This is a genomic window from Pseudomonas sp. 01L34 (genome assembly GCF_056400265.1).
In genome coordinates, this window is the sequence record NZ_JBFTSX010000001.1 from 908,892 (window position 1) to 924,948 (window position 16,057).

Consider the following 16,057-nt stretch of genomic DNA (forward strand, 5'->3'; position numbering starts at 1 on the left):
AGGGCCGTGTCGATTATAAAAAGTGTAAGCGGATCAGGTTATTGGCATCCACATGGCTCGTGACCGAGTCATAACTGGCCAGTGTGGCGTGCCGGGTCTGAAGGGGATGAACGTGGGTCGCGGTGATGACCATGATGTTGGCACCCGCCGCTTCACCTGCGCGAATTCCGACGTCGGCGTCTTCGAAGATCAGGCACTCGGCTGGGTCCACCTGCAGTCGACCAGCCGCCAGCCGATAGCCCGCAGGATCGGGCTTGCCGGCGCTGACATCTTCGGCGGTAACCATCACGCCAGGCTCGGGAATACCGGCCGCGGCCATTCGGCGCAACGCCAGGGCCCGCGGCGCAGAGGTGACGATGGCCCATTGGTGGGCGGGCAGCGACTTGAGGAAATTCGCCGCGCCGGACACCTCGACAATCCCCTCCACATCATCGATTTCCGCCTCGGTGATCCACGCCGCTTCAGCTTCGGCATCTACCCCTGGCAACGCCAGGCGATTGATGGTGTCGATGGCGCGAACGCCATGGATGGTCGGCAGGAAGGTTTCGACATCGACGCCGTGGCGCACCGCCCAGGTTGTCCAGATCCGCTCGGCGGCGGCGATGGAGTTGAGGACGGTTCCGTCCATATCAAACAGGAAGGCGCGGTATGAGCTGTTGAGCAGGGATGTTTGAACAGACAAAAGGGAGGTTTCCTTCGGTAAGAACCAGGCAGGTGTTGCCAGGCAATGTACACCACCCGCTACAGGGCTCGGCTCTACTCCAAGGCGTTTTTCACACAATCGAGCAACTGCCCCACCGCCCAGGGTTTCTTGATGAACGAAACCGGATGCTTGACTCCGGAGCTTTTCGGAGTTTCGAAGCCGGACATGATCATGATCGGTTTGTCTGGCCAACGGTCGCCAAACTGATTGGCCAGGTCCGCGCCATTGAGTTTGCCCGGCATGGTGATGTCCGTCAGCAATAACCTCACTTGCGGGGCGTGCTGTTCCAGAAACTGCGATGCGGCGTCCGCGCTGATCTGTGGTTCAACCGCAAAGCCTTCCTCCTGAAGAATTTCGCAAAGAAACTCCAGGATCAACGGGTCGTCCTCAACCACAAGAATCAATCCGCCAGACAAGCGCGCGCCCGCCGTTGATGCTGGACTCATGACTGTGCCACTCCCTGATTGCGCAAATAGTTTCGCAGGCTCAAATCCGCCACCTACAGGTATGAACAGCGGACCTCGCGAAAAATTCATTTTTGATACACCTATCCAGGGCATTCTCCGTTCCAGGACGCTAAACATGACCGTTTGTCCGCGCATAATTGTGGTTAAAATGCCGCCCTTTCCACATGACCGACCCTGCCCGATGAATCCAGATGCCCTCTCCATCCTCCACGACCATTTGCTCACTGCGCTTGCGACAGCCCCCGCAGAAACCCGTCGGCTGTTCCACGGCCGTGGCCGCTGCTGGCCGGGGCTGGAGCAATTGACCGTCGACTGGCTCCAGGGCGTGATGCTGGTCTGTGTGTTCAAGGAGCCGCAAGCGTCGCAACTGGACGATTTGAAGCAGCGACTGATGGCGATCACACAGGCGCCTGCGTGGAAAACCTCCGGCGCACATACCTTGCTCCTGCAACATCGCTATCTACAGGAAAGCACCACCGAATGGCTGCTCGGGGAGCCGATCGAGGAGATGACGATCACCGAGGGTGGCCTGCAGTATCGCGTGGATCTGGGCCGCAAACAGAACACCGGCCTGTTTCTCGACATGCGCTACGGCCGCGATTGGGTGCGGGCCAATGCTGACGGCAAGCGGGTGCTGAACCTGTTTGCCTATACCTGCGGATTTTCAGTGGCCGCCATCGCGGGAGGCGCTACCCATGTGGTCAACCTGGACATGTCCCGCGCGGCCCTGAGCCGTGGTCGCGACAATCACCGGCTCAACGGCCATGACTTGAGCAAGGTGAGCTTTCTCGGCCACGACCTGTTCAAGTCCTGGGGCAAAGTGATCAATGGCGGCCCTTATGATCTGGTGATCATCGACCCACCGTCCTTTCAGAAAGGCAGTTTTCTGCTGACCAAGGATTATCAGCGCGTGCTGCGCCGTCTCCCGGAACTGCTCAGCCCCCAGGGCACGGTTTTGGCCTGCATGAACGACCCGGCTTTTGGCGCGGACTTCCTCATCGACGGCGTCACTCGCGAAGCACCGAGCCTGCGGTTTGAGCAACGGCTGGAAAATCCACCGGAGTTTCCCGATGCCGATGTTGAGTGTGGGTTGAAGGCGTTGGTGTTCAGGCAGGGTTAGTTGAAAATCAAAAGGGTGATTCAACACCAGGCAGGCCGGCCAGACTCAGTAGACTAATGGTACTTGAGCCCGAACCCGCGGCTTCCTACGATGATGATACGCAGCGGTTGGAGGTTTAAGCCGTTGCGTAAGTGGTGGGTGAACTGAACCCCAATAAGCCCACCCCTTGTTTCATGCGCATCTTGAGCCTCTCGGCTCTACTTCCTCCCCATCAAAGAGCTTTGAGGCTCTTTTTTTGCCTGTCAAAAAGCCTCGGCGCTGACCGCTCGGCAACGCTGAACATCCTGCTCCGCGTCGCAGCGTCCGGAGGCAGCGAAAAGCTCACGACCGATCGCGCGCGCAGCCTGCAGATGAACCGTCGGTTCCTGGATTTCCGATTCGAGCAGTAACTCGGACGTCACCACGCAAGCACCGCAATAATCGAAGATCCCATGGTCGATCTGCGTCTTCATGGCGTCGGCATAACCGTGGCGCGCATAGGTTCCTGCGTCGGCACCGCCAACACCCACCAGATGAACCCGCAGATGGCGAAGCTTCTTCTCCAACCTGGCATCCGCCGCGAAATCGAACGCCCAGCCATTGGCGAACACACGGTCGATCCAGCCTTTGAGCAGCGCCGGCATCGACCACCAATAAACCGGATAAACCAGCACCAGTGCATCGGCGCGATCGATTCGCGCCTGCTCGGCGGCCACATCGGCGGGCGGCGGTGCTTCACGGTGATGGACGGCGAGATCGGCCGCGCCGAATCTCGGATCGAACCCTTGCGCCCAGAGGTCCGCAATTTCGAAAGAGTGGTCGGCATCCGCCTCGGATACTCCTTCAGCGACGTGTCTCGCGAGGCTATGGGTAAGCGATTGGGGGTCATGGTGAGCCACAACGATGAGCGCGTGCATGGCGAAATCTCCTGCTACGGAATGAGTGATTGAGGGTGAAAGGCGAGCCTTATATACTCTTGGTAAGTTACGCTCAGTAAGCTACTTTTGGTATATAGCCATGTCAAGCACCGAAACACCCGAGCAAGATTCCAGTCCGCAACCGCGCCGGCGGATGTCGCGGGAGGAGCGCCTGCGCCAGTTGCTGGATGTCGCCTGGCAACTCGTTCGAGAGGAAGGTACGGACGCGTTGACGCTTGGCCGGCTCGCCGAACAGGCGGGGGTCACAAAACCGGTGGTTTACGATCACTTCACCACCCGCCCCGGGTTGCTGGCGGTGCTCTATCAGGAGTTCGACGCACGTCAGACCGCGCTCATGGATACCGCGCTTGAAGCCAGTGAACCGACACTGCCCAGTAAGGCAATGGTCATCGCCTCGTCTTATGTCGACTGCGTTCTGCTTCAGGGCCGCGAGATCCCGGGTGTGATCGCGGCGCTGACGAGCTCGCCCGAGCTGGAAAAGATCAAGCGCGAGTACGAAGCGATCTTCATGGGCAAGTGCCGCAACGCCCTGCTCCCCTTCGCCGGAACCGGTGATATCGCGCCAGCGAGTCTTCGGGCGATGCTCGGTGCCGCCGAGGCGCTGTCCCATGCCGCCGCGACCGGAGAAATCACCGCGGAGCAGGCACAGGACGAACTCTTCGAAACGATCGTGGCGATGGTCGAAAGGAGCGCACGTCAGGAGGGTCTAGAAACCTAAAGCGCATCGTAGGGCTGGCAAGCACTCGCCAGGACAGCAGCGTATTGCCACCTATACTCAAGCCACCTTCCCCGCGCTACCCACAATAAAAAGCAGAGGTGGAAAATGGTCTGGCAGCAAATCTACGACCCCTTCGGTAACCCGGTGCTCTCAACCATGATGGCGGCGACGCCGGTGGTGGTGATGCTGGTTTCCCTGGCGTTTTTCCACATCAAGGCGCATCTGGCGGCGTTGTTGGCCCTGGGTTCGGCCTTGCTGATCGCGATTTTCGCTTTCGGCATGCCCGCGAACATGGCGGGCTCGGCCGCACTGTTCGGCGCCGCCAACGGTCTGTTGCCGATTGGCTGGATCGTGCTCAACATTATTTTCCTGCATCGGCTGACCACCGAGAACGGCTCGTTCAAAGTGCTGCAAGACTCCCTGGCGCGCATCACCGACGATCGACGTCTGCAATTGCTGCTGATTGCCTTCTGCTTCGGTGCTTTCTTCGAAGGGGCCGCCGGTTTCGGCACTCCCGTGGCGGTAACCGGGGCCATTTTGATCGGGTTGGGTTTCTCGCCCCTGGCCGCATCTGGCCTGGCGTTGATTGCCAATACCGCGCCCGTGGCGTTCGGTGCTCTGGGTACGCCCGTCATCACCCTGGCCAAAGTGACCGGTCTGGATGAAATGGAGTTGTCGATGATGGTCGGTCGGCAGTTGCCGTTCTTCTCGGTGATCGTGCCGTTCTGGCTGATCTGGGCCTTCGCCGGATGGCGCAAGATGCTGGAAATATGGCCGCCGATTCTGGTTGCCGGCGTCAGCTTCGCCATACCGCAATTCCTCGTCTCCAACTACCACGGGCCGATGCTGGTGGATGTGATCGCGGCGCTGATCTCCATGGCCTGCCTGACCGGTTTCCTCAGGGTCTGGAAACCGGCCACGGTGCATACCTCGGCCGCCCTGTCAGGGCGAGTCGACCATTCCAAAATTGCCGAAGAGCATGACGAAAAACCCGTCGCCAGCGCGACCTTTGCCAGCGATGCAAAACCCGCCGTAATGCGCGCCTGGATGCCGTGGATCATCCTCACGGTGTTCGTTTTCGCCTGGGGCACCCAAAGCTTCAAAAACCTGTTCGATACCCGCCCGGCCATGGATCCGCAAACCCACTCGGCCAGGCTTGATCCGCAGGGCAAGCCCATGCGCGAGGCCAACCCGATCTTTGCCCCGACCGTGACCTTCACCACGATTCATCAACAGATCGAGAAGGTCCCGCCCGTGGTGCCCGCGCCGAAAACCGAGGACGCGATCTACAAGTTCACCTGGTTCACCAGCACCGGTAGCGGCATCTTGCTCGCGGCGATCCTCGGCGGGCTGCTGATGGGTTATTCCATCCCGCAACTGCTGCACCATTATCTGCGAACGCTGTGGGTGGTGCGCTATTCGCTCACCACCATTGTGGCGATGCTCGCCCTGGGTTTTCTCACCCGCTATTCGGGCCTCGACGCCACCATGGGCTTGGCCTTCGCCGCAACGGGCATTTTCTACCCGATGTTCGGCACCCTGCTCGGCTGGCTCGGCGTGGCCCTGACCGGCTCGGACACGGCCTCCAACGTGCTGTTCGGCGGCTTGCAACGGGTGACCTCCGAGCAACTGGGCCTGAGCCCGGTGCTGATGGCCGCCGCGAACAGTTCCGGCGGGGTCATGGGCAAGATGGTCGACGCCCAGTCGATCGTGGTCGCGTCCACCGCCACCCGCTGGTACGGCCATGAAGGGGAAATCCTGCGCTACGTGTTTTTCCACTCCGTGGTGCTGGCAATTCTGGTCGGCGGGCTGGTGACGTTGCAGGCGTATGTGGCGCCGTTTAGCCATATGGTGGTGGGCGGGCACTGATCCAGGGGGCGGGCCTCATCGCGAACATTAATTCCAGCCGCCCCCCATCACCTTGTACAACGTCACCCGGTTACTCTGCTCGGCCAGACGCAGGGTGATCAGGTCCTGTTGGGCGCTGTACAACGAACGCTGGGCGTCCAGCGCTTCGAGGTAGCTTTGCGAGCCGCCGCGATAGAGCGCGTCGGCCAGTTCAAAGCTTTTACGGCTGGCGTCGGTCAAGGCTTGCTGGGCCGTCAGGCGTTGGTCCAGGGTGCTGCGCACCGCCAGGGCATCGGCCACTTCTTTGAAGGCGGTCTGCAAGGTTTGCTGGTAGGTCTGCACCTGAATTTCACGCTCGACCTTGGCCGCATCCAGTGTCGCGCGATTGCTGCCGGCATCGAAGATCGGCAGGCTGACGCTCGGGGCGAAGGTCCAGGCGCCGCTGCCGGACTTGAACAGGCCGGACAAGGCCGAACTTGCAGAACCGGCATTGGCGGTCAGGCTGATGCTCGGAAAGAACGCCGCCCGCGCCGCGCCGATATCCATGTTGGCCGACTTGAGGGTGTGTTCGGCGGCCAGCACATCCGGGCGCCGTTGTAACAGACTGGACGGTAACTCATCCGGCACCTGCACCAGCAGCGCGACCGATTGCAGGCTCGCGCCGGGCAGCAGTTCATCGGGAATATCGCTGCCGACCAGCAAGCGCAAGGCATTGTGGTCCTGGAGAATCTGACTGGCGTAGACCGCCACATCTCCTCGGGCCGACTCCACAGTGGTTTGCGCCTGGGCCAGGGCCAAGCCGGAAGAACCGCCCAAGGCATGGCTGCGTTGGGTCAGTTCGTAGGTTGCCTGTTGGCTGCGCAGGGTTTCCTGGGCCAGTTGCAAACGCTCGTTGTCCGCCGCCAGCGTCAGCCAGGCCGTGGCCACTTCAGCCACCAGGCTGATCTGGGTGCTGCGCCGGGTTTCGGTCAGTGCCAGATAGTCTTCCAGCGCTTCGTCCTGAAGGTTCTGTACCCGCCCGAACACATCCAGTTCATAACTGCTCAGCCCCAGTTGCGCACTGTACTCATGACTGGTGCTCGCCGTGCCGCTGCTGGACGTGCGGCTATGTGTACCGCTGACTCCGGCATCGATGGTGGGAAACGCCGCCGCCCGTTGAATGCGATATTGAGCCTGGGCCTTTTCGATGTTCAGGCTGGCCAGACGCAAATCACGGTTGTTGGTCAGCGCCAGGGTCTGTAAGCGCGCCAGGCGACTGTCGGTAAAAAACTGCTGCCAGTGAATATCCGCCGCCGCATCGCCTGAGGCCACGCTGGTCGACGGCAACCATTGCCCGGCGACCGGCGCTTCGGGACGCTGATACTGCGGCGCCAGATTGACACAACCGCTGAGCAACACCAGAGCAGCCAACAAGGGCCAATGAAACTTGATCATGCATCACCTTTCTGCGCGGTTGGGTTGGCGGTTGTTGCGGTGGATACGCGACCGAAACGACGACGGATCAGTACGAAAAACAGCGGCACAAAGAAGATCCCCAGCACGGTGGCGCTGAACATGCCCCCCAGCACGCCAGTACCGATGGCCTGGCGCCCGGCAGAACCGGCGCCGGAGCTCAATGCCAGTGGCAACACGCCGAACATGAAGGCCAAAGACGTCATCAGGATCGGTCGCAGGCGTTGGCGCACGGCAGTCAGTGTCGCGTCCCGCAGGCTGTTGCCCTGCTCTTGCAGGTGCTTGGCAAACTCAACGATCAGGATCGCGTTCTTCGCCGCCAGTCCCACCGTGGTCAACAGCCCGACCTGGAAGTACACGTCGTTGCTCAAACCACTGAAGCGGGTCGCCAGCACCGCGCCGACCACCCCCAGCGGCACCACCAGCATTACCGAAAACGGCACCGACCAACTCTCGTACAACGCCGCCAGGCAGAGGAACACAAACAACACCGAGATCCCGTACAGCAGCGGCGCCTGGGAGCCGGACAAGCGCAGTTGATATGACTGCCCGGTCCACTCGTAGCCGATGCCTTCGGGCAGTTGTTTGATGATCGCTTCCACCGCATCCATCGCAACCCCGGCGCTCACCCCCGGTGCCGGATCACCGACCACCTCCAGCGAGGCGTTGCCGTTGTAGCGTTCCAGCAACGGCGAGCCATAGCTCCACGCGCTGCTGGCGAACGAGGAAAACGGCACCATCTCACCTTTGCTGTTGCGCACGAACCAGTGCTCCAGGTCGGCCGCCTGCATCCGCGCCGACGCCTCGCCCTGCACGTAGACCTTCTTCACCCGCCCCTGGTTGAGGAAGTCGTTGACGTAAGTGCCGCCCAACGCGGTGGACAAGGTGCTGTTAATGTCGCTGGTGCTCAGGCTCAAGGCGCCGGCCTTGCGATCGTCGATGCTGACTTTGAGCTGCGGTGTATCGTCCAGGCCATTGCTGCGTACTCCCAGCAGTCGCGGGTCTTTCTTCGCCAACTCGATGAACTGCTCCCGCGCGGCGACCAGGGCGTCATGCCCCAGCCCGCCAAGGTCTTTGAGTTGCAGGTCGAAACCCGAACTTTGCCCCAGGCCACGTACAGCCGGCGGCTGCATGACAAACACGTTGGCATCGCTAATGCTCGCCAACGCCAGGGTTGCACGTTGGGCAATAGAAGCCGCGTCCTGCCCTTTCCCTGAACGCTCGCTCCAATCCTTGAGTTTGATGAAAGCCCGGCCGGTATTCTGGCTGTTGCCACCCATGCCCAAACCGCTGATGCTGATCAGCGCCTCGACTTCCGATTGTTCGAGCATGTAGCTCTCGAACTGCTTCATTACTGCCTGAGTGCGGCTATCGGTGGCGCCCACCGGCAACTGGATCTGCGCCATGAGGATGCCTTGGTCTTCGTCCGGCAAGAACGAAGTCGGCAGGCTGGCATAACCAGCGCCCATCGCCAGCAAAATCACTCCGTACACCAGCAGGCTCCTACGCCCACGCTGCAAAATGCCGCCGACCCATTGTTGATAGCGCAAGGCGCTGCGTTCGAAGCTGCGGTTGAACCAGCCGAAGAAGCCGCTTTGCGCACCATGGCCCTGGGCATCGGACGGCTTGAGCAAGGTCGCACACAAGGCCGGTGTCAGGGTCATCGCCACCAACACCGACAGGAGCATGGCCGAGACGATGGTCACCGAAAACTGCCGATAGATAATCCCGGTGGAACCGCCAAAAAATGCCATGGGAATAAACACGGCGCTGAGCACCAGAGCGATGCCGATCAGCGCGCTGGTGATTTCCGCCATGGACTGGCGAGTCGCCGCCAGCGCCGAAAGTCCCTTCTCACTCATCACCCGCTCGACGTTCTCCACCACCACGATGGCATCGTCCACCAGCAGTCCGATGGCCAGGACCATGGCGAACATGGTCAGGGTATTGATTGAATAGCCGAACAGCGCGAGCACGCCGAAGGTGCCCAGCAATACCACCGGCACGGTGATCGCCGGGATCAATGTGGCCCGCAGATTCTGCAGGAACAGGAACATGATCAGCACCACCAGCACGATGGCCTCGCCCAGAGACTTGACCACCTCTTCGATGGACAGGCTGACAAAGGGGGTCGTGTCGTAAGCGATCACGTTCTTGAGCTGCATTTGCGCAGGGTAGAAAGGCTCCAGTTCCTTGAGTTTGGCCTTCACCGCTTCACCCACGCTCAGGGCATTGGCCCCGGCGGCGAGCTGCACGCCCATGGCGGCGGCAGGTTTGCCGTTGAGGGCAGAACTCACGTCGTAGCTTTCGCTGCCCAGTTCGACCCGCGCCACATCCCCCAACAGCACCACCGCCCCATTGCTGGTGGACTTGACCACCACGTTGCGAAATTCTTCGGCGGTTTGCAGCTTGCTGCGGGCACTGATAGTGGCGTTCAACTGTTGCCCGGCCACCGCTGGCAAGGCACCGAGCTGGCCGGCGGACACCTCGGTGTTTTGTGCTTCCAGGGCGCTGCTGATGTCCGAGGGCATCAACGCATACTTTTCCAACAGGGCCGGGTCCAGCCAGATGCGCATGGCATAACCCGAACCGAGGGTCTGCACGTCGCCGACGCCATCGATTCGACTGATCTGGTCAAGCAAGGTGCTGGAAATGTAGTCGCCGATCTGGGTGCCGGTAACGCTTGGGTTGTCCGAGGCCAGGGCGGCAATCATCAGAAAGTCCGAACCGCCCTTGGTCACGGTCAGGCCTTCGCTCTGCACCGATTGCGGCAGTCGCGATTCAGCCTGTTGCAGTTTGTTCTGCACCTGCATCTGCGCCACATCAGGGTTAGTGCCGGCGGCAAAGGTCAGGCTGATGCTGGCGCTGCCCGCCGAACTGCTGGAGGCCGACATGTAGGTCAGGTTATCCAGCCCTTTCATCTGCTGTTCGATGACCTGCGTCACCGAGTTTTCCACGGTCTCGGCCGAGGCGCCGGTGTAGGTGGCGGAGATCCGTACCGTTGGCGGCGCGATGTCCGGGTACTGTTCCAGCGGCAGTTGGCTGATCGACAAGGCGCCGGCGAGCATGATGACAATGGCGATGACCCAGGCAAAAATCGGTCGATCGATAAAGAACCGCGCCATGCTCAGCCCTCCTGCGCAATGGCAGTCGGCGCCGATTGCCGCGTGCGGCTGCGAGTGCCCGGGTTTTGCGCCAGCACCGGGGCGCCGACCCGGACTTTCTGCCCGCCCTCGACAATCACCTGGTCACCCGCCGTCAGGCCCGAGGTGACCCACCATTGGTTGCCCACGGCGCGATCGATGGTCAGCACGCGCTGTTCGACCTTGCCATTGACCACCAGCAACACCGACGTCACGCCACTGGCGCTGCGGGTCACGGCTTGCTGCGGAATCAGGATCGCTTGATCGTCCCGGGCCTGCTCCAGCACCGCCCGCACATACATGCCCGGCAGCAACAGCCGGTCCGGGTTGGCAATTTCCGCCCGCAGGGTCACGGTGCCGGTGCCCTCATTGACGCTGACCCCGCTGAATTTCAAGCGGCCCTCATGGGCGTAGGTGCTGCCGTCGTCGAGCTTGAGACTGATCCGCGCTTCGCCCTCGCCGTTGCTTTGCAGCACACCGCTGGCGAGGTCGCGCTTGAGGCGCAACAGCTCAGTGGTCGATTGCGTGATATCCACGTAGATCGGGTCCAGTTGCTGCACCGTGGTCAGTGCGCTGTCCTGATTGGCCACCACCAATGCGCCAGGGGTGACCGTCGAAGTTTCGATGCGCCCGCTGACGGGAGAACTGATGCGGGTATAGGCCAGGTTGATGCGCGCCGTATCCACGCCGGCCTGGGCCACTTGCAGTTCAGCCTCGGCGGTCAGCAGACTGGCCTGGGCATCCTCGTTGTCCTGCTGGCTGATGGCATCGATCTTCGCCAACTGGGCATCACGCCTGGCTGTGGCCTGGGCCGACTTCAACGTGGCGCGAGCTTTGGCGAGGGTCGCCTGTGCTTCAGCCAATGCAGCCTTGTATGAGGACGCGTCCAGCTGATACAGCGCCTGCCCGGCCTTGACCTCGGCGCCTTCGACAAACAGCCGTTGCTGGACGATACCGCCGACCTGCGGGCGAATCTCGGCGATCATGAACGCCTGAGTGCGCCCGGCCAGCTCCGTGGTCAGCGCCTGGCTTTTGGGTTGCACCGTGATCACTGACACCTTGGCCGGTTCGATAACGGGCGCGGATGCGCCGGGGGAGCAACCGCTCAACACCACCAGAATGATCAAGGACAGTAAAACCGCGGCGGTTACCAGGGATTTGGCGAGAGTTTTGGTCGACATAAATGCCTCTGCAAGACGGGGTGGCTGAAGCCAGACGCCATACTGCGAGGCAAATGTGCAGGAAAATTGAAGATTGCCTGCCGCCCTTGAATCTTCGTCGCGCCAGGGCCTAAATGGGCGGGCCATTCACCGACCTGCCCGAGCCCATGAAACTGAGTATCTCCACCAAACTGTTTATCGCGGTACTGGCCAGTGTGCTGTTTGTCATCCTGAGCATGGGGCTGGCCAACGGCTGGAGCTTCGGCAAAGGCTTTCTCGATTACCTCAACGAACAGGCTCTGTTGCGCATGACCCCGGTGCTGCCGCGCCTGGCCAGCGCCTATGAGCGCGAAGGCAGTTGGGAATTTCTGCGCAACCAGCCGGATCGCTGGTTCGAACTCATGCGACCGGAGCCGGGCGTAGACTTCACCAACCCGCAGCAGCCGACCCTGCCCACGTCTGACCTGACCGGCGCGGTGTTTCGCATCGCTCTGTTGGACCAGCAAAAGCAGTTGGTCATGGGCTACTCGGCGATTGCCGACGACGCCCTGATGCGCCCGATCGAGGTGGCCGGTAAAACCGTCGGCTGGCTGGCGGTAACGCCGTTCCAGAACGTGACCGAAGCCGGCGGTGAACGCTTTCGCCTGTACCTGTTGCGCACCAGTCTGGCCGTGGGCGTGTTCTCGTTGCTGCTGGCAATGCTGATCGCCTGGTGGATCGCCCGCACTTTGCTTGACCCCGTCAAGCGAGTAGCCGCCGCCACGCATCGATTGGCCGCAGGCGAGTACAGCAACCGGGTGGCGGTGTCCTCCAATGACGAAGTCGGTCAGTTGGCCCGCGACTTCAATCAACTTGCGTATACGCTGGAGCGCAACGAAAAAATGCGCCGGGAGTTCATGGCCGATGTGTCCCATGAACTGCGCACCCCGCTGTCGGTGTTGCGAGGTGAACTGGAAGCGATCGAAGACGGTGTGCGCACCCTCGATCAGTCGTCGATGAAATCGCTGCAAGGCGAAGTCGGCATGCTCAGCAAACTGGTGGATGACCTGTATGAACTGTCCCTGGCCGATGTGGGCGCGCTGACCTACCGCAAAAGCGAATGCGATCTCAACGATCTGCTGCAAAGTTGCGTGGCGATGTTCCAGGAGCGCTGCAATGCCCGGCACTTGCGCTTGGAGCTGGAGCTGCCGACACCCCCCCTAAGAGTGGAAGCCGACCCCAAGCGCTTGCAGCAACTGTTCGGCAATCTGCTGGAAAACGCCGTGCGCTATACCGATGAAGGCGGTGTGCTGCGTATTCGTGCGGCCAGCGATGGCGACGACGTACGCATCGATTTCCTGGATTCCGGCCCCGGGGTCGACGCGGATCAGTTGCCGCGTCTGTTCGAGCGTTTCTACCGTGGCGAAACCTCACGCAACCGTGCCAGTGGTGGCGCCGGTCTGGGGCTAGCGATCTGTCACAGCATCGCCCTCGCTCACGGCGGCAGCCTCAGTGCCGATCATTCCCCGTTGGGTGGCCTTTGGCTGACCCTGCGCCTGCCACGGAATGCCTGAACCATGGTCAACGACAACCCGATCCTGATCGTCGAAGACGAGCCCAAACTGGCCGCGTTGATGCGTGACTACCTGATCGCCGCTGGGTATGCGACCCAATGCCTGGACAACGGGCTGGAGGTGGTACCGGCGGTCCGTGCCCGCGAGCCGCGGCTGATCCTGCTCGACCTGATGCTACCTGGACGCGATGGCCTGCAAGTGTGCAAGGAACTGCGCAGTTTCAGTGCCGTACCGATCATCATGATCACCGCCCGCGTCGAGGAAGTGGATCGCCTGCTCGGACTGGACCTGGGCGCCGACGACTACATCTGCAAACCCTTCAGCCCGCGTGAAGTGGTGGCCAGGGTCAAAGCCATCCTGCGACGCAGCCCGCAGCTTTTGACGTCCGCACCACCGCGTCTACAGATTGATGAAGAACAGTACCTGGCCTCCCTCGACGGCATAACGCTGGACCTGACACCACTGGAATTGCGCCTGCTAAGCACCCTCGCCCGCTCGCCGGGACGGGTGTTTTCCCGGGATCAGTTGCTCGACCGGATCTACTCCGATCACCGGGTGGTCACCGACCGCACGGTCGACAGCCATATCCGCAATCTGCGGCGCAAGCTCGAACAAGCCTGCCCGGGGGAGCATCCGATTGAATCGTTGTATGGGGTGGGTTATCGGTTTCAGCTCGCCGACGCCTGAAGCGTCGTCGAGATGAAGGAAGACTACCACCCCGTTCCACGGGCAGAACGGGGCGGCACATCAAGACAGTGCGATCAGAACGTCACGCTGGCGCTGAGGCGTGCCGTGCGCGGCTCGCCGACATTGACCGCCAGTTGGCTGCCAGTGGAGGACGGGTAGTACTGTTTGTCGAACAGGTTGTCGACGTTGAACTGCAGCGAAGTCTTGTACCCGAACATCGGCGCCTCCCAGCGCACGAAGGCATCGGCGACGGTGTAGCTGCTCAGCCAGAAATCGTTGGCATTGTTGGCCGCACGCTCGCCGACATAACGCGCACCGCCGCCCGCATGCCAGGCCCCGAACTCCGTAGGCACATTCAGGTGATGGGTAAGGTACAGGCTTGCGGTGTGCTTCGGCGCATCGGCGAGGCGGTGACCTTCGTCATCCGGATCGTCGAGGATTTCCGTGTGAGTGTAAGCGTAGGTGCCGATCAGGTCCCAGCGCTCGGCCACACGCCCGGTGATGTCCAGTTCCAGGCCCTGTGAGCCGACTTTGCCCGCCGCCTCCGAGAGGCTGACGCCACCGACCGTCTGGGTGGTCACGACGTTTTTCTTCTCGATGTCGAACAGCGCCAGGTTGATGTTCAGCCCCGGCAGCGGATCGTACTTGGCGCCCACCTCATAGCTGCGGCCCTCCTCCGGATCGAAGGTATGGCCGGCATCGTCGACTTGGGTATTGGGCTTGAACGAACGGCTGTAGTTACCGTACAGCGACAAGCTGTCGGTGGCTTTGTAAACCAGCCCCAGGAACGGCACGAAGGCATCGCCGTTATCGTCGCGGTTGACCTTGTAGCTGCTGCCGCGGCCCTGATCGCTGTACTGATCGAAATGCTGCTGGCGACCGCCGAGAACCAGGATCCAGCGGTCATCAAGGTGCCAGTTATCCTTGAAGTACACGGAGCTGGAGTTCAACTGGTTGCTCAGGTCACTTTGGCTGGCACTGACAAGGCTCGGCTCGGCCAGACGACCATAAACCGGCGAGGTGATGTCGAAGCCTGACTGCGCGGTATTACGGTAGGTTTTGCCACGGAATTGGTCGGACGCTTCGGTGTCCGCGCCGATCAGCAAGTCATGGCGCTGGCCAAACAGTTCCTGCTGGCCGATGAAATCCCAGCTGGCGTAACGGGTCTCGTCATCGTAGTGAGCACCGTTGGCAGCCCGTCGCAGATTGTTGCCGGTCAACGAACTCGGCTGGGCAATCGAGAGGCTGTAGCGGTCGTTGTTCCAGCCGTAGGTAACGCGGGTTTTCCAGTCGTCACTCAGCTGATACTCGAAACGCGCGGTAGCCAATTCACGGATACCGACGCTTTTGGCCCATTTTTCGTCGAGGCGCTTGTCGTAGTCGATGTCCGCCGGATGACCATTGGTGAACACCGTGCCACGGTCGAAGGGTTTGGAGTAATCGTTGTATTCGTAGCTGAGGGTCAGGCTGGCACGGTCGCCCGTCCAGGTCAGCGAGGGTGCAACCAGGGTGCTTTCATTCACGCCGAAGTTGCGCCAGTAATCCTCGTGGCCGCGTTCGGCAATCAGGCGATAGGCCAGGCCGGTATCGCCCAGCGGCCCGGTGGTGTCCACGGCCATGGTGCCGCCGCCTTCGCTGTAGGCCGAGCCACTCAGGGTCGTGCTCTGGGTGTATTCAGGCTTCTTGCTGATCACGTTGATCAACCCGCCGGGTTCCAGCGCGCCGTACAGCATCGACGCAGGCCCTTTGAGCACTTCGATGCGATCCGTCGTGGCGCTGAAGTTTTTCCCCAGGTTGGAACGCACGCCATCGCGCAGGATCGAGCCGTCATCGTTGGTGCCGAAACCGCGCTTGACCAACGAGTCCCGGGAACCGCCCAGGGTGTTGCCCTGGCTGACGCCGCTGACGAACTTCATCGCGTCGTCCAGCGAGCGCACCTGATAGTCGGCCAGGGTTTGCCGGGTTACGACATTGACCGATTGCGCCTCCTCCTTGATCGGCACATCGCTTTTGCTTGCGGTGCTGGCTTGAGAGGTGGTGTAGCTGGTGTCTTGGCTGACGCGGCTCGCCTGAATATCCGTGGTCGGCAGTTCGATCAGTTCCTGTGCCCACAAAGGACCGGCGAACATCACGCAGGACAGTGTCGGCAGCGCGTGTTTGATGAAAACCTTGCGGCGGGCAAAGAGGTGGGGATGGCTCAAGACGTTGCACTCAATGAGTTAGTAGTAATGATTCTCATTATATGGTGCGATGTATTTCCAGTAAACACCTTCGCGGTTATTAACTAAC

General features: G+C 61.2%; 12 protein-coding genes. 5 read left to right on the forward strand and 7 right to left on the reverse strand.

Annotation, left to right across the window (positions count from 1 at the left end; translation table 11 throughout):
• Positions 1–13: 13 nt before the first annotated feature.
• Both AC1DQM_RS04040 and AC1DQM_RS04045 read right to left on the reverse strand, forming a co-directional pair.
• On the reverse strand, positions 14–682 hold the full coding sequence (locus tag AC1DQM_RS04040) for an HAD-IA family hydrolase (RefSeq protein WP_111453205.1): 669 nt from the start codon (positions 680–682) through the stop codon (positions 14–16).
• A gap of 74 nt (positions 683–756) precedes the next feature.
• A complete protein-coding gene (locus AC1DQM_RS04045) occupies positions 757–1,149 on the reverse strand; it encodes a response regulator (protein ID WP_111453204.1) in 393 nt (130 codons plus the stop codon).
• Positions 1,150–1,351: 202 nt separating this feature from the next.
• Between AC1DQM_RS04045 and AC1DQM_RS04050 the strand changes: the two genes are divergently transcribed.
• Positions 1,352–2,290: a class I SAM-dependent methyltransferase gene (locus AC1DQM_RS04050; protein ID WP_230139127.1), complete on the forward strand. Its 939-nt coding sequence runs from the start codon at positions 1,352–1,354 to the stop codon at positions 2,288–2,290.
• 242 nt (positions 2,291–2,532) lie between these two features.
• On the opposite strand, the gene AC1DQM_RS04055 is transcribed toward AC1DQM_RS04050, so the two are convergent.
• Complete coding sequence (locus tag AC1DQM_RS04055) at positions 2,533–3,186, reverse strand: NAD(P)H-dependent oxidoreductase (protein ID WP_064617580.1); 654 nt, start codon at positions 3,184–3,186, stop codon at positions 2,533–2,535.
• A gap of 100 nt (positions 3,187–3,286) precedes the next feature.
• Between AC1DQM_RS04055 and AC1DQM_RS04060 the strand changes: the two genes are divergently transcribed.
• Both AC1DQM_RS04060 and AC1DQM_RS04065 read left to right on the forward strand, forming a co-directional pair.
• Complete coding sequence (locus tag AC1DQM_RS04060; RefSeq protein ID WP_230139124.1) at positions 3,287–3,925, forward strand: TetR/AcrR family transcriptional regulator; 639 nt, start codon at positions 3,287–3,289, stop codon at positions 3,923–3,925.
• Between the two features lie 105 nt (positions 3,926–4,030).
• Positions 4,031–5,794: an L-lactate permease gene (locus tag AC1DQM_RS04065; RefSeq protein WP_230139123.1), complete on the forward strand. Its 1,764-nt coding sequence runs from the start codon at positions 4,031–4,033 to the stop codon at positions 5,792–5,794.
• A 27-nt stretch (positions 5,795–5,821) separates the two neighbouring features.
• Here the strand turns inward: AC1DQM_RS04065 and AC1DQM_RS04070 are convergent, their stop codons facing one another.
• The 3 genes from AC1DQM_RS04070 to AC1DQM_RS04080 are packed head-to-tail and all read right to left on the reverse strand — an operon-like array spanning position 5,822 to position 11,549.
• On the reverse strand, positions 5,822–7,207 hold the full coding sequence (locus AC1DQM_RS04070; protein WP_230139118.1) for an efflux transporter outer membrane subunit: 1,386 nt from the start codon (positions 7,205–7,207) through the stop codon (positions 5,822–5,824).
• Positions 7,204–10,350: an efflux RND transporter permease subunit gene (locus AC1DQM_RS04075; protein WP_192350333.1), complete on the reverse strand. Its 3,147-nt coding sequence runs from the start codon at positions 10,348–10,350 to the stop codon at positions 7,204–7,206. The genes AC1DQM_RS04070 and AC1DQM_RS04075 overlap by 4 nt, the downstream gene beginning before the upstream one ends.
• A gap of 2 nt (positions 10,351–10,352) precedes the next feature.
• Positions 10,353–11,549: an efflux RND transporter periplasmic adaptor subunit gene (locus AC1DQM_RS04080; RefSeq protein WP_230139116.1), complete on the reverse strand. Its 1,197-nt coding sequence runs from the start codon at positions 11,547–11,549 to the stop codon at positions 10,353–10,355.
• A gap of 113 nt (positions 11,550–11,662) precedes the next feature.
• Between AC1DQM_RS04080 and baeS the strand changes: the two genes are divergently transcribed.
• Positions 11,663–13,081 (forward strand): sensor histidine kinase efflux regulator BaeS, encoded by a 1,419-nt coding sequence (baeS, locus tag AC1DQM_RS04085; RefSeq protein ID WP_086945610.1) that lies wholly within the window; start codon positions 11,663–11,665, stop codon positions 13,079–13,081.
• A 3-nt stretch (positions 13,082–13,084) separates the two neighbouring features.
• Positions 13,085–13,768: a response regulator gene (locus AC1DQM_RS04090; protein ID WP_018928958.1), complete on the forward strand. Its 684-nt coding sequence runs from the start codon at positions 13,085–13,087 to the stop codon at positions 13,766–13,768.
• A 74-nt stretch (positions 13,769–13,842) separates the two neighbouring features.
• Here the strand turns inward: AC1DQM_RS04090 and AC1DQM_RS04095 are convergent, their stop codons facing one another.
• The gene (locus AC1DQM_RS04095; RefSeq protein WP_230139114.1) at positions 13,843–15,969 is read right to left on the reverse strand and encodes a TonB-dependent siderophore receptor; all 2,127 of its coding nucleotides are present in this window, start codon (positions 15,967–15,969) and stop codon (positions 13,843–13,845) included.
• Positions 15,970–16,057 lie beyond the last annotated feature (88 nt).